This is a genomic window from Amycolatopsis sp. 3B14, assembly GCF_050958625.1.
GTDB classification, from domain to species: Bacteria; Actinomycetota; Actinomycetes; order Mycobacteriales; family Pseudonocardiaceae; genus Amycolatopsis_E; species Amycolatopsis_E thermoflava.
The window spans coordinates 1-16,747 of sequence record NZ_JBHZEN010000055.1; the positions used below are offsets into that span (position 1 = coordinate 1).

A 16,747-nucleotide genomic window follows, 5' to 3' on the forward strand; every position below is an offset into this window, starting at 1 on the left:
CCCCCCGCCGCGGTGGCCCTCGCGTCCTGACGGGGACCGGGCCGGCACCGGCGTGCCGGCCCGGAGCTCCGGCTCCCGCAGGCGGAACAGCTCGGCGGTGGACCGTCGCCGCTGCACGAGGGCGACCACCAACCCGAGGGCGAACACCGCCGCGACGGACGCCAGTAACGCCGCGGCGGTCGCGCCCGAACCGCCGGTGAGCGTGCCGAAGTTGACGATCAGCAGCACGATCCCCGCCAGGATCAGGACCGCGGCCAGCGCCGGTGAGTACCGCGTGTGCCACGTGGACTCACCGCGCCGGTCGCGGCGGAACCAGGCGAGCACCGACACGCTGGTCAGCACGTACAGCACCAGCAGCCCGACGACGGACACCCCACCGAACCACGAGAACAACGTCAGCACCGGGTCCATGCCCCGCGCCGCGAACGGGACCACCAGCGTGGCCGCGACCACCGTCGAGGCCACGCCGGCGAGGTAGGGCGAGCCGTGCCGGTTGGTCCACGCGAGGCGGCGCGGCAGGACCGTGTTCTCCGCCAGCGAGTGCAGGTACCGGTTGATGGCGTTGTGGAACGCGAGGATCCCGGCGAGCAGCGATGTGGCGAGGATGATCCCGACCGCGTGCGCCGCCCAGCCGCCCAGCGTCGCCTGGATCGCGCCGGCGACCAGACCGCTCGCCTCGCCCGTCCCGACCGCCTGGCCCGCGGCGTCCACAACGGACCCGGAGCCGTAGAAGCTGACGACCATCCAGGCCACGAAGGCGAAGAACACCGCCACGACCGCCACCGCGAGGTAGGTGGCCCGGGGGATGGTGCGGCGCGGATCGCGGGCCTCCGGCGCGTACAGGGCCGTCGACTCGAACCCGAACATCGACGCGACGGCGAAGGTGAACGCCACCCCGGGCGCCCCGGAGGCGACCGCGGACGGGCCGAACGTCGCCCCGAAGTCCAGGCCCTGCGGACCGCCGCCGCGGGCGAACGTGATCACCGCGAACACCAGCAGGATGCCCATCTCCAGGCCGACCAGGCAGGCCAGGGCGCGGGCGCCGATCTCGATGTTCAGCCAGGCCCACGCCATGACGAGCACCATGGTCACCAGGCCGCACGCCCACCACGGCACGGAGATCCCGGCGTAGGCGGCGAGCAGGCCCGACACGGTCGCGCCGTGGAGGCCGTACATGGCGGCCTGGACGGTGCAGTAGGCGAACAGGGCGACGAAGGCGGACGCGGTGCCGGTCGTCGTGCCGAGGCCGCGGCCGATGTAGGTGTAGAACGCACCGCCGTCGGTCACGTGCCTGCTCATCGTGATGTAGCCGACGGCGAACAACGCCATGACCACTCCGACGAGCAGGAACGTGGCCGGGGCGGCCGGGCCGTTGCCGAGGGTGATCGCGATCGGCAGCGCGCCCGCGATCCCGGTGAGCGGCGACTGCGCCGACAGCACGAAGAAGACGATCGCCGCGACGCCGAGCGAACCCCGGCGCAGGGCGGTCCCGTGATCCGGTGTGGGGAGAGACATCGTTGTCCTTCCGTGGTTTTCCGGTCAGAGCGGGGAGACGGCGGATTCGGGCATGTGGCCGGCGGTGATCTCGACGCCGGAGAGTGCGCCGGCGAACGCGGTGAACTCGGGGATGTCGCCGGCGCCGGCGTTGGCCTTCTCGGCCGCCTCCTCGGTCCGGTAGATCCACACGTCGGTCCAGGAGCCGTCCTCGCCGCGGCTCAGCGCGGGCACGGACAGCAGGTCCGGATGGGCGTCCCGCACGGCCAGGATCGCGGCCGAGCGCAACGCGACGAGACGGTCCTCGGGCAGGTCCGTGCGGTAGTGGACGAACTCGACGAAGTAGGGCACGGGGGTGTTCCTCTCTGTTGTGGACGGGGTCAGCGGGTGAGCAGCCGGCGGGCGACGGTCAGGCCGGTTTCGATGGCGCCGTCGACGAAGCCGGCCCAGCCGGTCGCGTAACCGCTGCCCGCGAAGTGCAGCGGGCCCTGCGGGCGGCGGAACTCCTCCAGCGCGCGGAGCTGGCCGGGGGCGAGCATCGGCCAGGTTTCGCCGGCGAACTCGTCGGCGACCCAGTCGTGCCCGTCGGCGGCGACGACCTCCAGGTCCGGCCGCCACAACGCGAGGGCCTTGGCCACCGCTTCGGTGTCGTCCGGCCGCAGCGCCGACGCGCGCGGGCCGAACGCGACCAGCAGGGTGTCGCCGTCCACGGTGTACTCGGTCTGGCCGAACGTGAGCGGCGAATCCGGGCCGGCGAACACGATGAACGGCTCGACCTCGCCGCGGACGCGGATCCACGTCTTCATCCCCTTCGACGCCTGCCCGGCGCGGGCCGCGTCCCGCAGGACCGCGGGCAGGCCGGGCTCGAACTCGATCGAGGGAAGGATGTTCTGCGGCAGGGTCACCACGACGTCGCCGGCTTCGAAGGTCTCGCCCGACGCGGTTTCCACGGCGACGCCGGTGTTCGTGCGGCGGACCTTCGTGACGACCGTGCCGAGCCGGATGTCGGCGTCGGTGTCGGCGGCGATCGCGTCGGCGAGTGCCTTGGTGCCGTGCGCGAACTTGAACGTCGCGCACGTCTCGAACATCAGCGGCCAGCTGCCCGAGGCCGCCGCGCACCACCGCAGCGCCTGGGTGAGCGCGCCGTCTTCCGGCGGGCTGTTGAAGTTCAGCGCCCACATGCCCGCCAGGAGTTCCCGGTCGGCGGGCGGCAGGCCGAGCGCGTCGATCCGGTCGGTGACGGACTGCCGGTCGAGCGCGTGCAGGGCGTCCGGATCGGGGCGCCGGAACGGTTCCCACGGCCACTCGAACCACTCGCGGCTGTCGGCGAGGAACGCCCGCATCCCCGGGTCGAACCGCGCGAACAGCTCGTCCGCGCTGCCTTCGTGAGCCTGTCCGCCGACGTGCCAATAGGCGCGGGCGGGAACCGGGCTGCGGGTCAGTTCCAGCTGGTACCGGGAGATCTCGGCCCACACGTGGGGCTGGGTCCAGTGCACCCAGGTGCCGCCGAGTTCGAGCGGGCGGCCCAGCCGCTCGGCGGTCCAGGTGCGGCCGCCGATCCGGTCGCGGGCTTCCAGGACGGTGACCGTCGTGCCGCGGTGGGTGAGTTCGCGGGCGGCCGTGAGGCCCGCGAACCCGGCTCCGACCACGACGACATCGGCGCGTTCAGGCATGTGGGAATCCCTTGCGGAAGGAGAGGTCGACGCCGCCATCGGCAGGCGTCCGGGGTGTGCCCAACTGTGACCCGGCCCGCTAGATTAGTCAAGTGGCTAATTTGGCGGCCGGTACCATTCCGACGGTGACGAACGAGACGGCGGGTGCGTCCCGCGGGCGGGCGCGGCCGCACGGCACGGGCCGGGAGGCCCTGCTGGAGGCGGCGGTGCGGGTCGTTGCGCGCCAGGGGCTCCGGCAGCTCACCTACCGCTCGGTCGCGAAGGAGGCCGGCGTCAACCACGGGCTGGTGACCCACTACTTCGGCAGCATCGACGAGCTGACCGCCCAGGCCCTGCGGCGGTCCCTGGACAGCAGCGTGCCGTCGGTGACCCCCGAGCCGGGCTCGGGCAGGCTCGACCTGCTCGGCGACGGCCTCGCCGAGTTCGTCGCCGAGCAGCCCGAGACCCAGGCGTTCCAGTACGAGCTGACGCTGGAGTCGCGGCGCCGCCCCGAGCTCGCCCCGCAGGTCCGCGAGCTCTACGACGGCTACCGCGCGGCCATCCGCGCCGAGCTCGCCGCCGCCGGGCTGGACGACGAGGGCCTGGCCGCGCTGGTGTTCGCGGCCCTGGACGGCCTGGTCTTCCAGCAGATCTGCGGGGTCGACGAGCTGCCGACCGAACGGGTCCTCGACACCCTGCGCCACGTGCTCACGCGCCTGCGGCCGGAGAGCTGACCGTCACCGGGCCGGCTCCGGCACCGCCGCGTTCCGGCGGCGCGCCCGCACCGGCGCGGTTTCGGGCAGGCAGAGCAGGCACACCAGTGACAGCCCCAGCAGCGCGGCCAGGTAGAAGCCGACGTTGAGCGCGTCCCCGGTGCCTGCGACGATCCGGTTGGCGATCATCGGCGAGATGCCGCCGCCCAGCACGGCGCCGATGTGGTAGCCCACGCCCACCCCGGACTGGCGCTGCTCGCGCGGGAACAGCTCGGAGAAGAACGTGTACATCGGTCCGAAGAGGACACCGGTGGCGCAGAACCCGATGATCACGGCGGTGTTGACCGCGGCGACCGTGCCCGCCGAGCTGAGCGGGAACATCAGCAGCGCCGAGCCCAGCGACAGGACGACACCGGCCAGCATCACCGGTTTGCGGCCGAGCCGGTCGGACAGCCACGCCGCGCCCACGTTGCACAGCGCGTGGCAGACCAGGGCGATCATCGAGCCGTTGACGATGGGCTGGCGGGGCAGCCCCAGGCCCTCCGGGGCGCGGGCCGTCGCGTAGGACAGCATGAACGTGGCCAGTGCGAACGTGCTCGCGGTGAGCCCGATGTTGACGCCCGCGACCAGCGCGAGCCGCCGCCAGTTCGCCTTCACCACCGCCAGCAGCGGCGCCTTCTCCCGGGCGCCCTCGTGCTCGGCCATCTCCCGGAACACCGGGCTCTCCGCGACGCCCTTGCGGATCCACAGCCCGACCACGAGCACCAGGCCCCCGGCGAGGAACGGGATGCGCCAGCCCCAGCCGGTGACGTCCTCGTCGGGGAGCAGCAGCACCAGCGTGAAGGCCAGGTTGGCGAGGATCGTGCCGACCGGCGAGCCGATCGCGACGAAGGACCCGTACAGGCCGCGGCGCCGTTCGGGGGCGTGCTCGATCGCCAGCACGGCGGCGCTGGAGTTCTCGCCGCCCCTGGCCAGTCCGTGGCACAACCGCAGCAGCACCAGCAGGACGGGGGCCGCGACGCCGACGGCCGCGTAGGTCGGCAGCACGCCCATGCCCAGCGTCGCCAGGCCCATCAGCACGAACGCGCCGAACAGGGCCGTCTTGCGGCCGCGGCGGTCGCCGAGCCAGCCGAAGACGGCGCCCCCCAGCGGGGCCGCGACGAAGCCGATCGCGAACGTCGCGAGGCTCATGAACGTGCCGAACCACGCGTCGCCGGTGGCGAAGAACACCTGGCCGAACACCAGGGCGGCGGCGGTTCCGTAGATCTGGAAGTCGTACAGCTCCAGCGAAGTGCCGACAGCGGCGGCCACTCCGATGCGCGGTAGGCTGGGCTGAGCGGGACCCTGTGTGGTCATCGAGCGTCCTCATCGTCCGTGGTGGTTCCCGTTACGGTAGGAAGCGCCCGCCGCGGCTCCCAGTCGCAAATCCCGCAGCCGCATAGGGGAAACCTGCAGCGCGCTTGACAAGGTTCGCGCCGGTGACAGATGGTGTTCGGCATCGCGCCTCCCGCTCGGAGAAGGAGAATCCCGTTGACCGACACCGCTCTCGAAGCACTCGCCCGGCGGGTCGAGGTGCTCGAGGCCGAAGCCGAAATCCGCCGGCTACAGGCTCGTTACATGTTCCTGTGCGACACGCCGCTGCCCGAGTACGGGATCTCCGACGACGCGAAGCGCATCGAGCTGATCCTGGAGCTCTACACCGAAGACGCGGTGTGGGAGGGCGTCGGCGAGTACTACGACGGCCAGTTCGGGCGGGCCGAGGGCAAGCAGGCCATCCGGGAGCACTTCGAGCGGTTCTGGGGCGAGAAGCGGGATCCCGCGCTGCTGTTGAACGCGCATTACCTGACGTCGGAGCAGATCCACGTGCACGGCGGCACCGCGGACGGGCAGTGGATCCACATGCAGCCGTGGCTGTTCTCGGACGGCAGCGCGCTGTTGCGGTCCAGCCGCCTGAACAACGCGTTCCGCAAGGAGGACGACGGCTGGCGGATCACCCGCACCCGCACGGAGAACGTGTTCGTCGCGCCACTGCCGGACCATTTCGCCAGCGACCACCCGTCGGTGTCGGTACTGATGAAGCCATGACCGACGCGGTGGTGCACATCGTCGACGACGACGAGGGCCTGCGGCAGTCGCTGGCGTTCCTGCTGGAGAGCGTCGGGATCCAGGCGCTGACCTACCCCGACGCGCCCGCCTTCCTGGCCGAGTTCGACCCGGACGAGCCCGCGGTGGTGATCGTCGACGTGCGGATGCCCGGCATGAGCGGGTTCCAGCTGCAGGAGGAACTGACCGCCCGCGGTTACCCGGCGCCGGTCGTGTTCTGCTCCGCGCACGGCGACATCCCGATGTCGGTGCGCGCCATGACCCGCGGCGCCGTGGATTTCCTGGAGAAACCGTACGAGCCGCAGCGGATCCTCGAAGTGGTGCAGCGGCAGCAGCAGGACGCATGCCGGCGGTTCACCCGCGAGGCGGCGCGCCGGGCGGTGGAGGCGCGTCTGGCGCAGCTGACCCAGCGGGAACGCGAGGTGCTGCGGCTGGTGGTCGAAGGGGTGTCGAGCCAGATGGCGGCGAACCGCCTGGGCACGAGCGTGAAGACGATCGACGTGCACCGGGCGCGGATCAAGGCGAAGACGGGGGCGGAGAGCCTGGGGGCGCTGGTGCACGACATCCTCACGCACCGCGTGGTGGTGTGAGGTCCCTTGTGGATCAATGAGCAAGGCCCGCCGGTTTCACTCGGCGGGCCTTGTCCGTGGGTGGTGCTGCGTGGAGTGCGCGCTGGTTTCGTCCGGCGAGCGGTACTGCGCGCCGGCGGTTCACCCGCGGGGCGGCGCGCCGGGCGGTGGAGGCGCGTCTGGCGCAGCTGACCCAGCGGGAACGCGAGGTGCTGCGGCTGGTGGTCGAAGGGGTGTCGAGCCAGATGGCGGCGAACCGCCTGGGCACGAGCGTGAAGACGATCGACGTGCACCGGGCGCGGATCAAGGCGAAGACGGGGGCGGAGAGCCTGGGGGCGCTGGTGCACGACATCCTCACGCATCGCGTGGTGGTGTGAGGGTTTTCTGCGGGTCGTGTGTGGAGCGGGCTCACTACTGAGTGCGGCCCGCCGGTCTGGCGGGCCGCGCTGCATTCCGGCGGTGCGTGGTGCCGGGCGGATCGTGCCCCGGGTTTACCGAGCGAGTCGCGCTGCCTCCCGGCGGGAGGTCCTTTGTGGAGCCCGCGCGCCCACTGACGAGCGCGCGGCTTCACTCCGCCAATGCGCGTTCCACCCAGCAAGCCGCCGCCAGCAAAGCGGTCTCCTCCTGCGCCCGGCCGATCAGCTGCACCCCCAGCGGCAGTCCATCCTCAGTGGACATACCGGGCACCGCCACCTGCGGAACACCCAGCGCCTGCCACGGCCGGCTCAGCACCGGGTCTCCCGTGGCGGCCAGGCCCTCCGGTGGGGGACCGGGCGCCGCGGGGCCGAGGATCGCGTCGTAGGAACCCAGGAAATCCGACACCGCCGACGCGGCCGACCGCACGAACGCCCGCGCCCGCCGGTACTCCGCCTCCGGGGTGCGGGCGCCCGTCTGCAGCAGGTTCGCCAGCGGCGCGCTCAACTCCGCCACCCGCGCCAGCTCGGCGGCCCGTTCGCGCGCCGCCTCGTACGCCATCACCACCGGGTGCGCCGCGGTCAGCTCCGCGATCAGCCGCTCGTCCGGGAACGCCTCCACCACGGCGCCCGCGGCCACCAGGCGGTCCCTCGCAACCGCCAGCGCCGCACGCATCGCGGGCCCGGCGATGCCCGTCCACAGCAGCAGCCGCGGGGGACGGGCGGGCAGTCCGGCCGCGTCCGGCGAACCGGTCAGCGCCGCGTGGGCCAGCGCCAGATCCGACACCCGCGCGGTGTAGAAGCCGTGGCTGTCCAGGCTCGGGCTCAGCCCGGTGACCCCGTCGACCGGGAACCGGCCGTGGCTCAGCACCATCGCCGCGACCCCGCAGAACGACGCCGGCCGGATCACCGAACCGGCGGTCTGCGATCCGAGCGCGAGCGGCACCTGCCCCGACGCGACCGCCGCCGCCGAGCCGCTCGACGACCCGCCCGGCGTGTGGCCCGGCGCGCTCGGGTTGTCCGTCGGGCCGGGGGAGAAGAACGCGAACTCCGTGGTCACCGTCTTGCCGACCGGCACCGCGCCCGCCCGCCGCCACGCCGTCACGATCGCGGCGTCGGCCGCCGCGGGCGGGCTGCCCGCGCGCAGGCCGGAACCGCACCGGGTGGGCAGGCCGGCCACGTCGATGATGTCCTTCACCCCGAGCGGCACCCCGCCGAGCGGGCCGCCCGCGACCGGCTCCGGCCACGCCAGCTCCACCCACGCCCGCAGCGCCGGCTCCGTCTCGGCGATGCGCTCCCGGGACCGGCGCAGCGCCCCGTCCACCGAGCCGGTCACCAGCTCACGCAGGGACCGCGGCGCGCGCAGCGGGTTCACGCGTCCTCCCAGGCGGCGTCGGCGACCCAGAAGTCCATCCCGCTCTCACTCACGCCGTGCCGCCACTCCGAGGTCCGGCGCAACGTCGGCTCGACCTTCCTCGTCACCGCGTCCGCCGCCTCCGGGCCGTCGTCGGGCACCTGCCAGTGCACCCAGTTCAGCTCGCGCCCCTCGGCGTCGTGCACGAACAGGTCCACGTGCCGCCAGCCGTAGCCGTGCGTGTCGTTGTAGCAGGTCAGCGTCATCCGCTCCATGGCCGCTCTCCTACGCCGCAGTGGTGCCGAGGCTGTGGAACCGGCGCTGGAAGTACACCAGCGCCGCGGGGTCGTCCCCGGTGATCACGGTGTCCACCTCGACGAACAGCACCGAGTGCGACCCGGACGCCTGCTCGGCGACGACGGTGCCGACCACCGAGGCGCACGCCCCGGTGAGCACCGGCACCCCGTGGGTCGCCAGGTCCCATCGCCCGTCGGTGAACCGCTCCGCGGTGGGCACGCCGGTGGCGCCCGCGAAGTGCAGCGCCAGGTCCTCCTGGCCGGCGCCCAGCACGTTCACCGCCAGCCTGCCGTTGCCGACCAGCACGTCGTGCGAGCGGGCGGTGCGGTTCACGCAGACCAGCACGGTCGGCGGCGAGTCGGTCACCGAACAGGCCGCGCTCACGGTCATGCCGGCGCGGCCACGGGGACCGTCGGTGGTGATGACGGTGACCGCCGCCGAGAGGTTGGCCATCGCGGCGCGGAACTCGGTCTGCTGCCGGGTCAGCTCGGGCACGATTTCCTCCAAACGATCGCCGAACAGCTCGAACGTACGCGCGCGGCGGGGCCGCCGGGAAGTGAGAGTTCTTCCCGCCCCGGTAAGGGTTTCCCTTACGTCCCAGGTGTTTCCGCGAGAGGCAGGGCGAAGCCGAACCGCGAGCCCGCGCCGTCGCGAGGCTCGGCCCAGATGCGGCCGTGCTGACGCGTGATGATCCGGTGCGACAACGCCAGGCCGATCCCGCTGCCGTGCTCCTTCGAGGTGAACGACTCGGCGAACGGGTCCCGCGGCAGGCCCCGTCCCCAGTCCTCCACCGTCAGCACGCCCTCCCCGCCCTCGGCGCGCGTGGTCAGCACGATCTCGCGGCGTTCCGGGCCGAAGGCCGCCACCTCGTCGATGGCGTTGAAGCAGAAGTTGAGGACCACCTGCCCGGTCAGCACCCGTTCGCACCGCACCGGCACCGGGCCGGGCGGCTCGCGGACCACCACGTCGACGCCCGCCGCGTCCGCCCGCAGCCGCACGAAGTACAGGCATTCGGTGACGATCTCGGCGAGGTCGGCCACCTGGCGCACGTGCTCGAGGTGCCCGACGAACGCGCGCAGGGCCGCGACGATGGCGCTCGCGCGGTCGATCTGCCGGACCGCGCTGTCGATGCCGAACCGCACCTGCTCCGCGGCCGTCCCGGACGCGTGCCGCGCGGCGCCGCCGAGGAAGTTCGCCGCCGCCGCGAGCGGCTGGCCCAGCTCGTGCGCGATCGCCATCGCCATGTCGCCCATCGCGTTGTAGCGCGCCAGGTAGTTCTCCTGCTGCAGCTCGCGTTCCCGGCGGAGGTCCGCCTGCACGCGGCCGGACACGTCGTGCAGGATCATCAGCAACGCGTCCCCGCCGGTCTCCTGGAGCCGTTCGAGGCTGCCCTCCAGCCACACCGGCTCGTCGGCGCCGGTGAGCGCGAGCTGCACCGTGGTCACCGGGTCGGCCCGCTCCAGTACCTCCGGCCAGGACGCCGGGCGGCCGGCCAGCCGCAGCGTGCCGTACCCCGACAGCGGGCCGAGCGGCTGCCCGCTGTCCGCGCCGATCACCTTCAGCGCCGTGTCGGTGGCGAAGCGCAGCAGGCCGTCGCGGTCCAGCATCAGCGCGATCGTGGACGTGCGGTGCGCCAGCGCGTCCATGTAGGACGCGGTGCGCCGCAGCTCCTGCTCGATCTCCTGCTCCCGCTCGATGTCGCGGAACTGCACCATCACCGCGGGCCCCTGCGCGAGTTCCACGCGGATCGCGATGGCCTCGGTCGGGATCACCCGTCCCGTGCGGGACCGGTAGTGCCACTCGATGCTGTTCGTGCCCTTCTCCACCGCGTCCTGCAGCCACGCGCGGCCGATCACGCGGTCGTACTGGCGCGCGGTGCTGCTCATGTGGTTCGCCTTGAGCGGACGCAGCTCGGCCACGCTCCACTCGAGCATCTCGCACGCCGCCGGGTTGGCCCACAGGATGTTCTTCGTCGCCGCGTCGTGCACCAGCACGCACATGCGGCTGGCGTTGAGCATGGCCACGAAGTCCTCGGTGACCAGTTCGGGCGCGCGTGGATCCACCTGCATCCCGCCAGCGTAAGCCGGGCGCGCCCGGCGCGCGCTGAAGGAATCCCCTACCCGGTGCCAGGAACCACCAATTCCGCGCGGCGGCCCCGGCTGCCTACCGTCGGTGGGCAACCCGCGAGTAGGAGGAGGCGCGATGGTGCACACCCCGCAGGGCGCCGGGTTCGACGACGTCCTGGCCGAGCTCGCGCAGCGGCGGCAGGAGTTCCGCGAGCAGCGCTACGTGCCGAAGGACTTCGTCGCACGGCTCAAGCAGATCGGGATCTACCGGGCGGCGACGCCGGGCAAGTTCGGCGGGCAGCCGCTGCCGCCCGCCGAGTTCCTCGACACCATCGAGCGGATCTCGGTCGTCGACGGTTCCACCGGCTGGGTCGCGAGCTTCGGCTCCGCGCAGGTCTACCTGGCCGCGCTGCCGCTGGACACTCAGGCCGAGCTGTACCGCGACGGCCCGGACGTGGCCTTCGCCGGCGCGTTGTTCCCGATGCAGCGCGCCGCCGCCACCGAGCGCGGCTACCTGGTCGACGGGCACTGGAAGTTCGCCAGCGGCTGCATGGGCGCCGACCTGATCGGCGTCGGCCTGCCCGGCGACGAGGACTCCGGCGGCAAGCCGCGCACCGCGGTCCTGCGGCCGGACCAGGTCGAGATCGTCCAGGACTGGGACGTCGTGGGCATGCGGGCCACCGGCTCGTTCGACATCGTCGTGCGCGGGGTCGAGGTGCCCCGCGAGTGGACCTTCATCCGCGGCGGCGCGCCGACCGTGGACGAGCCGTTGTACCACTACCCGACGATCGCCTACGCCTCCCAGGTCCTCGCCGTGGTCGGCGCGGGCGTGGCGCGGGCGGCCTTGGACCACGCGAAGCAGGTCGGCGGCGGCTACACCGGTGTGACCGGCGCGCCGAAGCTCGCCGACCGGGCCTACTACCGCACCGAGGTCGCCCGCGCCGAGGCGGACCTGAGCTCGGCCCGCGCCTGGTTCTACGACCTGAGCGACCAGGTGTGGCAGCACGTGCTGCGCGGCGACACCGCCACCGACGAGCACAACGCCCGGCTGCGGCTGGCCTCCGCGCACCTGGCCCGCGTGGCCTCCGGCGTGGTGGACCGGCTGGTCGAGATCTCCGGCACCGCCCCGATCTACACCGAGCACCCGCTGCGTGACCTGGCCGGCGACGCGCTGGTGCCCAAGCAGCACGCCTTCCTCGGGCCGGCGATCTTCGACTCCGCCGGGGCCGTCCTCATGGGACTGCCGCCCACCAGCCCCGGCTTCCGCTGACCCGACCACCACCGACGAGGAGGACCGAGATGAGCGCGACGCCCCTGCGCGTGCTGTTCTGCATCGGCATCAACCAGAACTTCTTCGACCTGCCTGCCGACGGCATCACGCCGGGGCACGTGTGGCAGGCCTTCGTGTCCATGATGGACGGCATCAAGGCCTTGCCGGGCGTGGACTTCATCGGCGACATCGACGACGACTCGCACATGGTCGGCCCCTCCGACGGCTGGCCGTGGACCGCCTACATCCTCGCCGACGTGGACACGGCCGAGACCGTCAAGGCCGCCTGCAACCTGTTCCGCACCACCCCGGTCGGCGACGGCGGCGCGAAGCTGTGGCGCTTCGCCAAGGTCGAAGCCCGCATCGGCCGCGCGCTGACGGTGCGCGAAGACGTCGAGCTGCCCGGCTAGGAGAGGACACCATGACCGAGAACATCTTCGCCGACGCGCCCGCGGACCTCGTGCTCGCCGACCGCGTCGCCGGCCGCCTCTACACCGACCCGGAGATCTTCGAGCAGGAGATGACGAGGATCTTCGAGCGCACCTGGGTTTGGGTCGCGCACGAAAGCGAGCTGCCCGGGCCGGGCACCTTCAAGTCCACCTACGTCGGCCGCCAGCCGGTGATCGTGTCGCGGGACCGCAAGGGCGCCCTGCACACGCTGCTCAACCGCTGCCGCCACCGCGGCGCGAGCCTGTGCGAGAAGCCGCGGGGCAAGGCCAACGGGTTCACCTGCCCATACCACGCGTGGTCCTACGGCCTGGACGGCACGCTGCGCGGCATCCCGTACCCGGACGGGTACGAGGGCGTGGCGGACAAGAAGGACCTGTCGCTGCGCAAGCTGCGCACCGAGTCCTACGGCGGCATGGTGTTCGCCACGTTCGACGAGGGCATCGAGCCGCTGGCGGACTTCCTCGGCGACGCGAAGCTGTGGCTGGACCGGTTCATGAAACAGGGCGGCGGCTACCCGATCAAGGTGCTGGGCAAGCACCAGTTCCGGTTCCGCGGCAACTGGAAGATCCAGCTCGAGAACACCACCGACGGCTACCACTTCCCGATCGTGCACCGGTCGTGGATGGCGTCGGTGGACGCCGAGACCGCGGACATGATGTCGTTCATGACCGACCCGGCGGCGATCACGCACGCGCTGGGCAACGGCCACAGCGTCATGCAGATGGTGCCCGAGCACTCCGACCTCGACGCCGACGACGGCAGCGAACCGCTGCAGGCCCGCTTCGACCACGTCGTCGCGGAGCTGTCCAGGACGCTCGACGACGCGGCCGTGCGCAAGCTGGTCCGCGCCATGCACGGCACCGGGTTCAACCTCAACCTGTTCCCGAACGTGTCGATGTCGGCGGCGTTCTTCCGCGTCCTGCGGCCGATCTCGGTCGACGAGACGCTGATCGAGCACATCGCGATCGGCCCGGACGGGCCGCCCGAGCTGGACGTCGTCAACCGCGAGCGGTTGCGCATCCACGAGCACTTCCAGGGACCGTTCGGGTTCGGCACCCCGGACGACGCCGAGGGCTGGGACCGCGTGCAGCGCGGCGCCCAGGCCGCGCCGGACATGCCGATCCTGGTCAACCGCGGGCTCGGCAGGGAGAAGGACGACGAGCACGGCTGGCCGACCGCCCACGTGACCGACGAGACCGGGATGCGCGCCGCCTACCGGATGTGGAAGCAGATGATGAGCGATGACTGACACGATCACCGTCCCGTTGACCGACGTCCGGGTGGCCAGGGCGGTCGAGCTGGTCTGGCGGGAGGCCGAGCTGCTCGACCGCAAGGACTACCTGGTGTGGCAGGAGCTCTACACCGACGACGCCCGCTACATCGTGCCGATCGACCCGGACACCGAGGACTTCGCGGGCACGCTCAACATGATCTACGACGACGCGCGGATGCGGGCCATGCGCGTGACCCGCATGACCGAGGGCTACGCCATCGCCGCCGTCGACGCGGCCCGCACCGTGCGCACCGTGTCCCGGTTCGTGCCGGAGACCGTGACCGACACCGAGGTCGTGCTGCGGTCGGCGCAGGTGCTGATCGCCTACAAGCGCGGGCGGCACGACATCTGGGCCGCCGACGTGCGCCACCGCGTCCGGCTGTCGGACTCCGGCGACCGCATCGCCGAGAAGGTCGTGCGGCTGGTGGACAGCGAGGACGCCGTGCCCGCCGCGGGGTTCCTGCTGTGAGCGCGCAGACCGCGGTCGTCACCGGCGGCGCGCACGGCCTCGGCGAGGCGATCGTGCGGCGCCTGCACGCCGACGGCTACCGCGTCGCGATCGCCGACCTCGACGGGGCCGCGGCCGAGGCGCTGGCCAAGGAACTGGGCGAGGCCAAGGGGTACGCCGTCGACGTCGCCGACCGCGCGGCCGTGGACGGCCTGCTCGCCGCTGTGCTGGCCGACTTCGGATCGGTGCACGTGCTGGTCAACAACGCCGCCCGCACGCAGGCGAAGAAGCTGATGGACATCACCGCCGACGAGCTGGACGCCGTGCTGAAGGTGAACCTCGGCGGCACGTTCTCCGCCTGCCAGGTCTTCGGCGCGCACTTCGCCGCGCAGGGCTACGGCCGGATCGTGAACATGGCCTCGCTCGCCGGGCAGAACGGCGGCACCGCGACCGGCGGGCACTACGCGTCCTCCAAGGGCGCGGTCCTGTCCGCCACCAAGGTGTTCGCCCGCGAACTCGCGCCGCACGGGGTGACGGTCAACGCGGTGTCGCCCGGCCCGCAGGACAGCCCGATGGTGCGGTCCATTGTGGACGACGTCGACGGGCTCGCCCGGAGCATCCCGGTCGGCAGGCTCGGCGACCCGGCGTTCATCGCCCGGATGGTCGCCCTGCTCGCCTCGCCCGGGGCCGCCTCCGTCACCGGCGCCTGCTGGGACGCCAACGGCGGGCTCTACCTGCGCTGAACCCGAGGGAGGGACGATGACGAGAACTGTGGTCCGCGTCGCGGAGGTCAGGCAGGAGGCCGCCGGGATCCGCAGCCTGCGCCTGGTCCGCGACGACGGCGCCCCGCTGGGACCGTACGAGGCCGGCGCGCACGTCGACGTCGTCGGCCCGACCGGCCTGGTGCGGCAGTACTCGCTGTGCTCGCCGCCGCACGAGGCTTCGTCGCTGCTGATCGCGGTGAAGAAGGAAGCCGCGTCGCGGGGCGGTTCCGAGGCGCTGCACACCGTCGGGGCGGGGGACACGCTGGAGATCGGCGAGCCCCGCAACCTGCTGCGCGTCGCCGACGGCGCCCGCCACGTCCTGGTGGCGGGCGGCGTCGGCGTCACCCCGCTGCTGAGCCTGGCCTACGAACTGGACCGGCGCGGCGCGGAGTTCGAACTGCACTACTTCGCCCGCGCCCGGGAGCAGGCCGCGTTCGCCGGCCTGCTGGAGCGCGAGTTCGGCGACCGCGTGCACCTGCGGTTCGGCGTGCCGCGCGCCGAGCAGCCGACGATCCTCAAGGAGGTCGCGGCCGAGCTGACCCCGGACGCGCAGGTGTACACGTGCGGGCCGGAGGGGTTCATGGCGCAGGTCGGCGCGGTCTTCGCGCCCGTCGTCGGCGAGTCGCGCGTGCACGTGGAGCACTTCGTCGCGGCGGAGGTCGACACCAGCGGCGACCGGCCGTTCACCGTCGAGCTGGACACCGGCGAGGTGTTCGAGGTGCCCGCGGACAAGTCGATCCTCGCCGTGCTCGGGGAGAACGGCATCGAGGTCTTCAAGTCCTGCGAGGAGGGCATCTGCGGGTCCTGCGTCTCCGGGGTGCTGGAGGGCGTGCCGGAGCACCGGGACAGCTGCCTGTCGGCCGCGGACAAGGCCGCCGGGGACCAGATGGCGCTGTGCGTCTCCCGCGCCAGGACGGCCCGGTTGAAGATCGAGCTGTACTGAGCGCCGGCGCGCGTCAGGAAGCGCTTTCGGCGACGAGGTCGATCGCGGTTGCGGTGACGCGCAGCAGCGAGGGACGCAGCTCGGGCGCCTGCTGTCCGGCCGCGCGCACCTCCTGGGCGAGCCGGTCGGCGTCGGGGGTGCCGGACCGGGTGATCCACAGGTCGTCCGGGCAGAGGATCGCGACCGTCAGCTCGTCCCAGCCGTGGATGCCGGACATCCGCTCGTGGAAGTCGGGCAGCATGACCGCGCCTGCCGCGCCGAAGCCGTCCGGACGGTGCATCCGGATCAGCCGCCCGGTCTCGGTGACGGCCTCCTCCAGGACCAGGCCGTCCTTGACCGAGTCCAGCGCGGTGGTGACGATCCCGGTGAAGTCCGCCTCGCCGTCGAGGTGGTTGTTGAGCACGTGCCGCATCCCCACCGTGCCGTGCGGCGTCAGCGCGGTGTAGGCGAACGTGGCGAACAGGTCGCGCCCGGCCACCGGCAGCCACGGCATCGTCTGCCGCACCACGTCGCTGCCGCCGAGGGATCCGCTGCGCAGCACCGGGAGCAGCTCGCCGCCCGCCTGCTTCTCCCTGGCGCGGCGGGCTTCCACCGCCAGCTCCTCGGCCTCCTCGGCGCGCAGGATCTCGTCGAGCACCTGCTGCGCCTTCGCCAGCGCTGCGTCCCAGCCCGCCGGCTCCGGCCGTTCGAAGATGAACTGCAGCCCGGCGTCGGCGAAGGTCTCGTCGAGGAACCTGCGGTCCGCGGCGGAGGGCTCCCAGTAGGCGGCGATGCGGGTGACCCGCGCGGCTTCGGCGCCGTGCTCGGCCACGACGCGCTGCCAGGCGCGCCGGTAGCCGTCCTCGTCCCGCGCGCCGACCGGCTCGGTGAAGAACTCGTCGGCCGAACCGAGCGTGAACGAGATGGGGTTGGTGGTGGGGTCACCGAGATCCACGGAA

General features: G+C 72.5%; 19 protein-coding genes. 10 read left to right on the forward strand and 9 right to left on the reverse strand.

Annotated elements, in window-relative coordinates; translation table 11 throughout:
• The 3 genes from ACCP09_RS28110 to ACCP09_RS28120 all read right to left on the reverse strand — a co-directional run.
• On the reverse strand, window positions 1-1,515 hold a 1,515-nt coding region (locus ACCP09_RS28110; protein ID WP_433751598.1), incomplete at its 3' end, for an APC family permease.
• Between the two features lie 24 nt (window positions 1,516-1,539).
• A complete protein-coding gene (locus ACCP09_RS28115) occupies window positions 1,540-1,845 on the reverse strand; it encodes a hypothetical protein (protein WP_433751600.1) in 306 nt (101 codons plus the stop codon).
• Between the two features lie 29 nt (window positions 1,846-1,874).
• On the reverse strand, window positions 1,875-3,167 hold the full coding sequence (locus tag ACCP09_RS28120; RefSeq protein WP_433751602.1) for a flavin monoamine oxidase family protein: 1,293 nt from the start codon (window positions 3,165-3,167) through the stop codon (window positions 1,875-1,877).
• 125 nt (window positions 3,168-3,292) lie between these two features.
• Between ACCP09_RS28120 and ACCP09_RS28125 the strand changes: the two genes are divergently transcribed.
• On the forward strand, window positions 3,293-3,880 hold the full coding sequence (locus ACCP09_RS28125) for a TetR/AcrR family transcriptional regulator (RefSeq protein ID WP_027929908.1): 588 nt from the start codon (window positions 3,293-3,295) through the stop codon (window positions 3,878-3,880).
• A 3-nt stretch (window positions 3,881-3,883) separates the two neighbouring features.
• On the opposite strand, the gene ACCP09_RS28130 is transcribed toward ACCP09_RS28125, so the two are convergent.
• Window positions 3,884-5,215, reverse strand: a complete 1,332-nt coding sequence (locus ACCP09_RS28130) for an MFS transporter (protein WP_431902794.1) — start codon at window positions 5,213-5,215, stop codon at window positions 3,884-3,886.
• A gap of 174 nt (window positions 5,216-5,389) precedes the next feature.
• Between ACCP09_RS28130 and ACCP09_RS28135 the strand changes: the two genes are divergently transcribed.
• The 3 genes from ACCP09_RS28135 to ACCP09_RS28145 all read left to right on the forward strand — a co-directional run bounded on the left by ACCP09_RS28135 (window position 5,390) and on the right by ACCP09_RS28145 (window position 6,908).
• Window positions 5,390-5,944 (forward strand): nuclear transport factor 2 family protein, encoded by a 555-nt coding sequence (locus ACCP09_RS28135; RefSeq protein ID WP_433751605.1) that lies wholly within the window; start codon window positions 5,390-5,392, stop codon window positions 5,942-5,944.
• Window positions 5,941-6,552, forward strand: coding sequence for a response regulator transcription factor (locus ACCP09_RS28140; protein WP_020419217.1), 612 nt, complete (start codon window positions 5,941-5,943; stop codon window positions 6,550-6,552). The genes ACCP09_RS28135 and ACCP09_RS28140 overlap by 4 nt, the downstream gene beginning before the upstream one ends.
• 146 nt (window positions 6,553-6,698) lie before the next feature.
• Window positions 6,699-6,908 (forward strand): LuxR C-terminal-related transcriptional regulator, encoded by a 210-nt coding sequence (locus ACCP09_RS28145; RefSeq protein ID WP_433751607.1) that lies wholly within the window; start codon window positions 6,699-6,701, stop codon window positions 6,906-6,908.
• Window positions 6,909-7,098: 190 nt separating this feature from the next.
• Here ACCP09_RS28145 and ACCP09_RS28150 read toward each other — a convergent pair whose 3' ends face one another.
• The 4 genes from ACCP09_RS28150 to ACCP09_RS28165 form a co-directional block, all read right to left on the reverse strand.
• Window positions 7,099-8,319, reverse strand: a complete 1,221-nt coding sequence (locus ACCP09_RS28150; protein WP_433751609.1) for an amidase family protein — start codon at window positions 8,317-8,319, stop codon at window positions 7,099-7,101.
• On the reverse strand, window positions 8,316-8,573 hold the full coding sequence (locus ACCP09_RS28155; protein WP_027929904.1) for a hypothetical protein: 258 nt from the start codon (window positions 8,571-8,573) through the stop codon (window positions 8,316-8,318). Before ACCP09_RS28155 ends, ACCP09_RS28150 begins: the two co-directional genes overlap by 4 nt.
• Window positions 8,574-8,583: 10 nt before the next feature.
• Window positions 8,584-9,090 carry a flavin reductase gene (locus ACCP09_RS28160; RefSeq protein WP_027929903.1) on the reverse strand — a complete coding sequence of 169 codons (507 nt, stop codon included), beginning with the start codon at window positions 9,088-9,090 and terminating at the stop codon, window positions 8,584-8,586.
• 95 nt (window positions 9,091-9,185) lie between these two features.
• Complete coding sequence (locus ACCP09_RS28165) at window positions 9,186-10,664, reverse strand: PAS domain-containing sensor histidine kinase (protein ID WP_123686899.1); 1,479 nt, start codon at window positions 10,662-10,664, stop codon at window positions 9,186-9,188.
• 133 nt (window positions 10,665-10,797) lie between these two features.
• Between ACCP09_RS28165 and ACCP09_RS28170 the strand changes: the two genes are divergently transcribed.
• Genes ACCP09_RS28170 through ACCP09_RS28195 form a run of 6 tightly spaced genes read left to right on the forward strand, consistent with a single transcriptional unit; the run spans window position 10,798 to window position 15,809 of the window.
• The gene (locus ACCP09_RS28170) at window positions 10,798-11,931 is read left to right on the forward strand and encodes an acyl-CoA dehydrogenase (protein WP_027929901.1); all 1,134 of its coding nucleotides are present in this window, start codon (window positions 10,798-10,800) and stop codon (window positions 11,929-11,931) included.
• 29 nt (window positions 11,932-11,960) lie between these two features.
• Complete coding sequence (locus ACCP09_RS28175; protein WP_027929900.1) at window positions 11,961-12,341, forward strand: hypothetical protein; 381 nt, start codon at window positions 11,961-11,963, stop codon at window positions 12,339-12,341.
• 11 nt (window positions 12,342-12,352) lie between these two features.
• Window positions 12,353-13,630 carry an aromatic ring-hydroxylating oxygenase subunit alpha gene (locus ACCP09_RS28180; protein WP_433751612.1) on the forward strand — a complete coding sequence of 426 codons (1,278 nt, stop codon included), beginning with the start codon at window positions 12,353-12,355 and terminating at the stop codon, window positions 13,628-13,630.
• Window positions 13,623-14,123 (forward strand): aromatic-ring-hydroxylating dioxygenase subunit beta, encoded by a 501-nt coding sequence (locus ACCP09_RS28185; RefSeq protein ID WP_123686898.1) that lies wholly within the window; start codon window positions 13,623-13,625, stop codon window positions 14,121-14,123. The genes ACCP09_RS28180 and ACCP09_RS28185 overlap by 8 nt, the downstream gene beginning before the upstream one ends.
• Window positions 14,120-14,845: an SDR family NAD(P)-dependent oxidoreductase gene (locus ACCP09_RS28190; RefSeq protein WP_027929897.1), complete on the forward strand. Its 726-nt coding sequence runs from the start codon at window positions 14,120-14,122 to the stop codon at window positions 14,843-14,845. The genes ACCP09_RS28185 and ACCP09_RS28190 overlap by 4 nt, the downstream gene beginning before the upstream one ends.
• A gap of 16 nt (window positions 14,846-14,861) precedes the next feature.
• On the forward strand, window positions 14,862-15,809 hold the full coding sequence (locus tag ACCP09_RS28195) for a PDR/VanB family oxidoreductase (protein WP_433751615.1): 948 nt from the start codon (window positions 14,862-14,864) through the stop codon (window positions 15,807-15,809).
• 13 nt (window positions 15,810-15,822) lie between these two features.
• On the opposite strand, the gene ACCP09_RS28200 is transcribed toward ACCP09_RS28195, so the two are convergent.
• On the reverse strand, window positions 15,823-16,743 hold the full coding sequence (locus tag ACCP09_RS28200) for a hypothetical protein (RefSeq protein WP_433751617.1): 921 nt from the start codon (window positions 16,741-16,743) through the stop codon (window positions 15,823-15,825).
• Between the last annotated feature and the right edge of the window lie 4 nt (window positions 16,744-16,747).

What these genes read in the sequence shown, in the direction of transcription:
- ACCP09_RS28130 (WP_431902794.1), bottom strand. Translation starts at nt 5,215, where the DNA reads ATGACCACACAGGGTCCCGCTCAGCCCAGCCTACCGCGCATCGGAGTG.
- ACCP09_RS28120 (WP_433751602.1), bottom strand. Translation starts at nt 3,167, where the DNA reads ATGCCTGAACGCGCCGATGTCGTCGTGGTCGGAGCCGGGTTCGCGGGC.
- ACCP09_RS28180 (WP_433751612.1), top strand. Translation starts at nt 12,353, where the DNA reads ATGACCGAGAACATCTTCGCCGACGCGCCCGCGGACCTCGTGCTCGCC.
- ACCP09_RS28140 (WP_020419217.1), top strand. Translation starts at nt 5,941, where the DNA reads ATGACCGACGCGGTGGTGCACATCGTCGACGACGACGAGGGCCTGCGG.
- ACCP09_RS28175 (WP_027929900.1), top strand. Translation starts at nt 11,961, where the DNA reads ATGAGCGCGACGCCCCTGCGCGTGCTGTTCTGCATCGGCATCAACCAG.
- ACCP09_RS28185 (WP_123686898.1), top strand. Translation starts at nt 13,623, where the DNA reads ATGACTGACACGATCACCGTCCCGTTGACCGACGTCCGGGTGGCCAGG.
- ACCP09_RS28195 (WP_433751615.1), top strand. Translation starts at nt 14,862, where the DNA reads ATGACGAGAACTGTGGTCCGCGTCGCGGAGGTCAGGCAGGAGGCCGCC.
- ACCP09_RS28170 (WP_027929901.1), top strand. Translation starts at nt 10,798, where the DNA reads ATGGTGCACACCCCGCAGGGCGCCGGGTTCGACGACGTCCTGGCCGAG.
- ACCP09_RS28165 (WP_123686899.1), bottom strand. Translation starts at nt 10,664, where the DNA reads ATGCAGGTGGATCCACGCGCGCCCGAACTGGTCACCGAGGACTTCGTG.
- ACCP09_RS28155 (WP_027929904.1), bottom strand. Translation starts at nt 8,573, where the DNA reads ATGGAGCGGATGACGCTGACCTGCTACAACGACACGCACGGCTACGGC.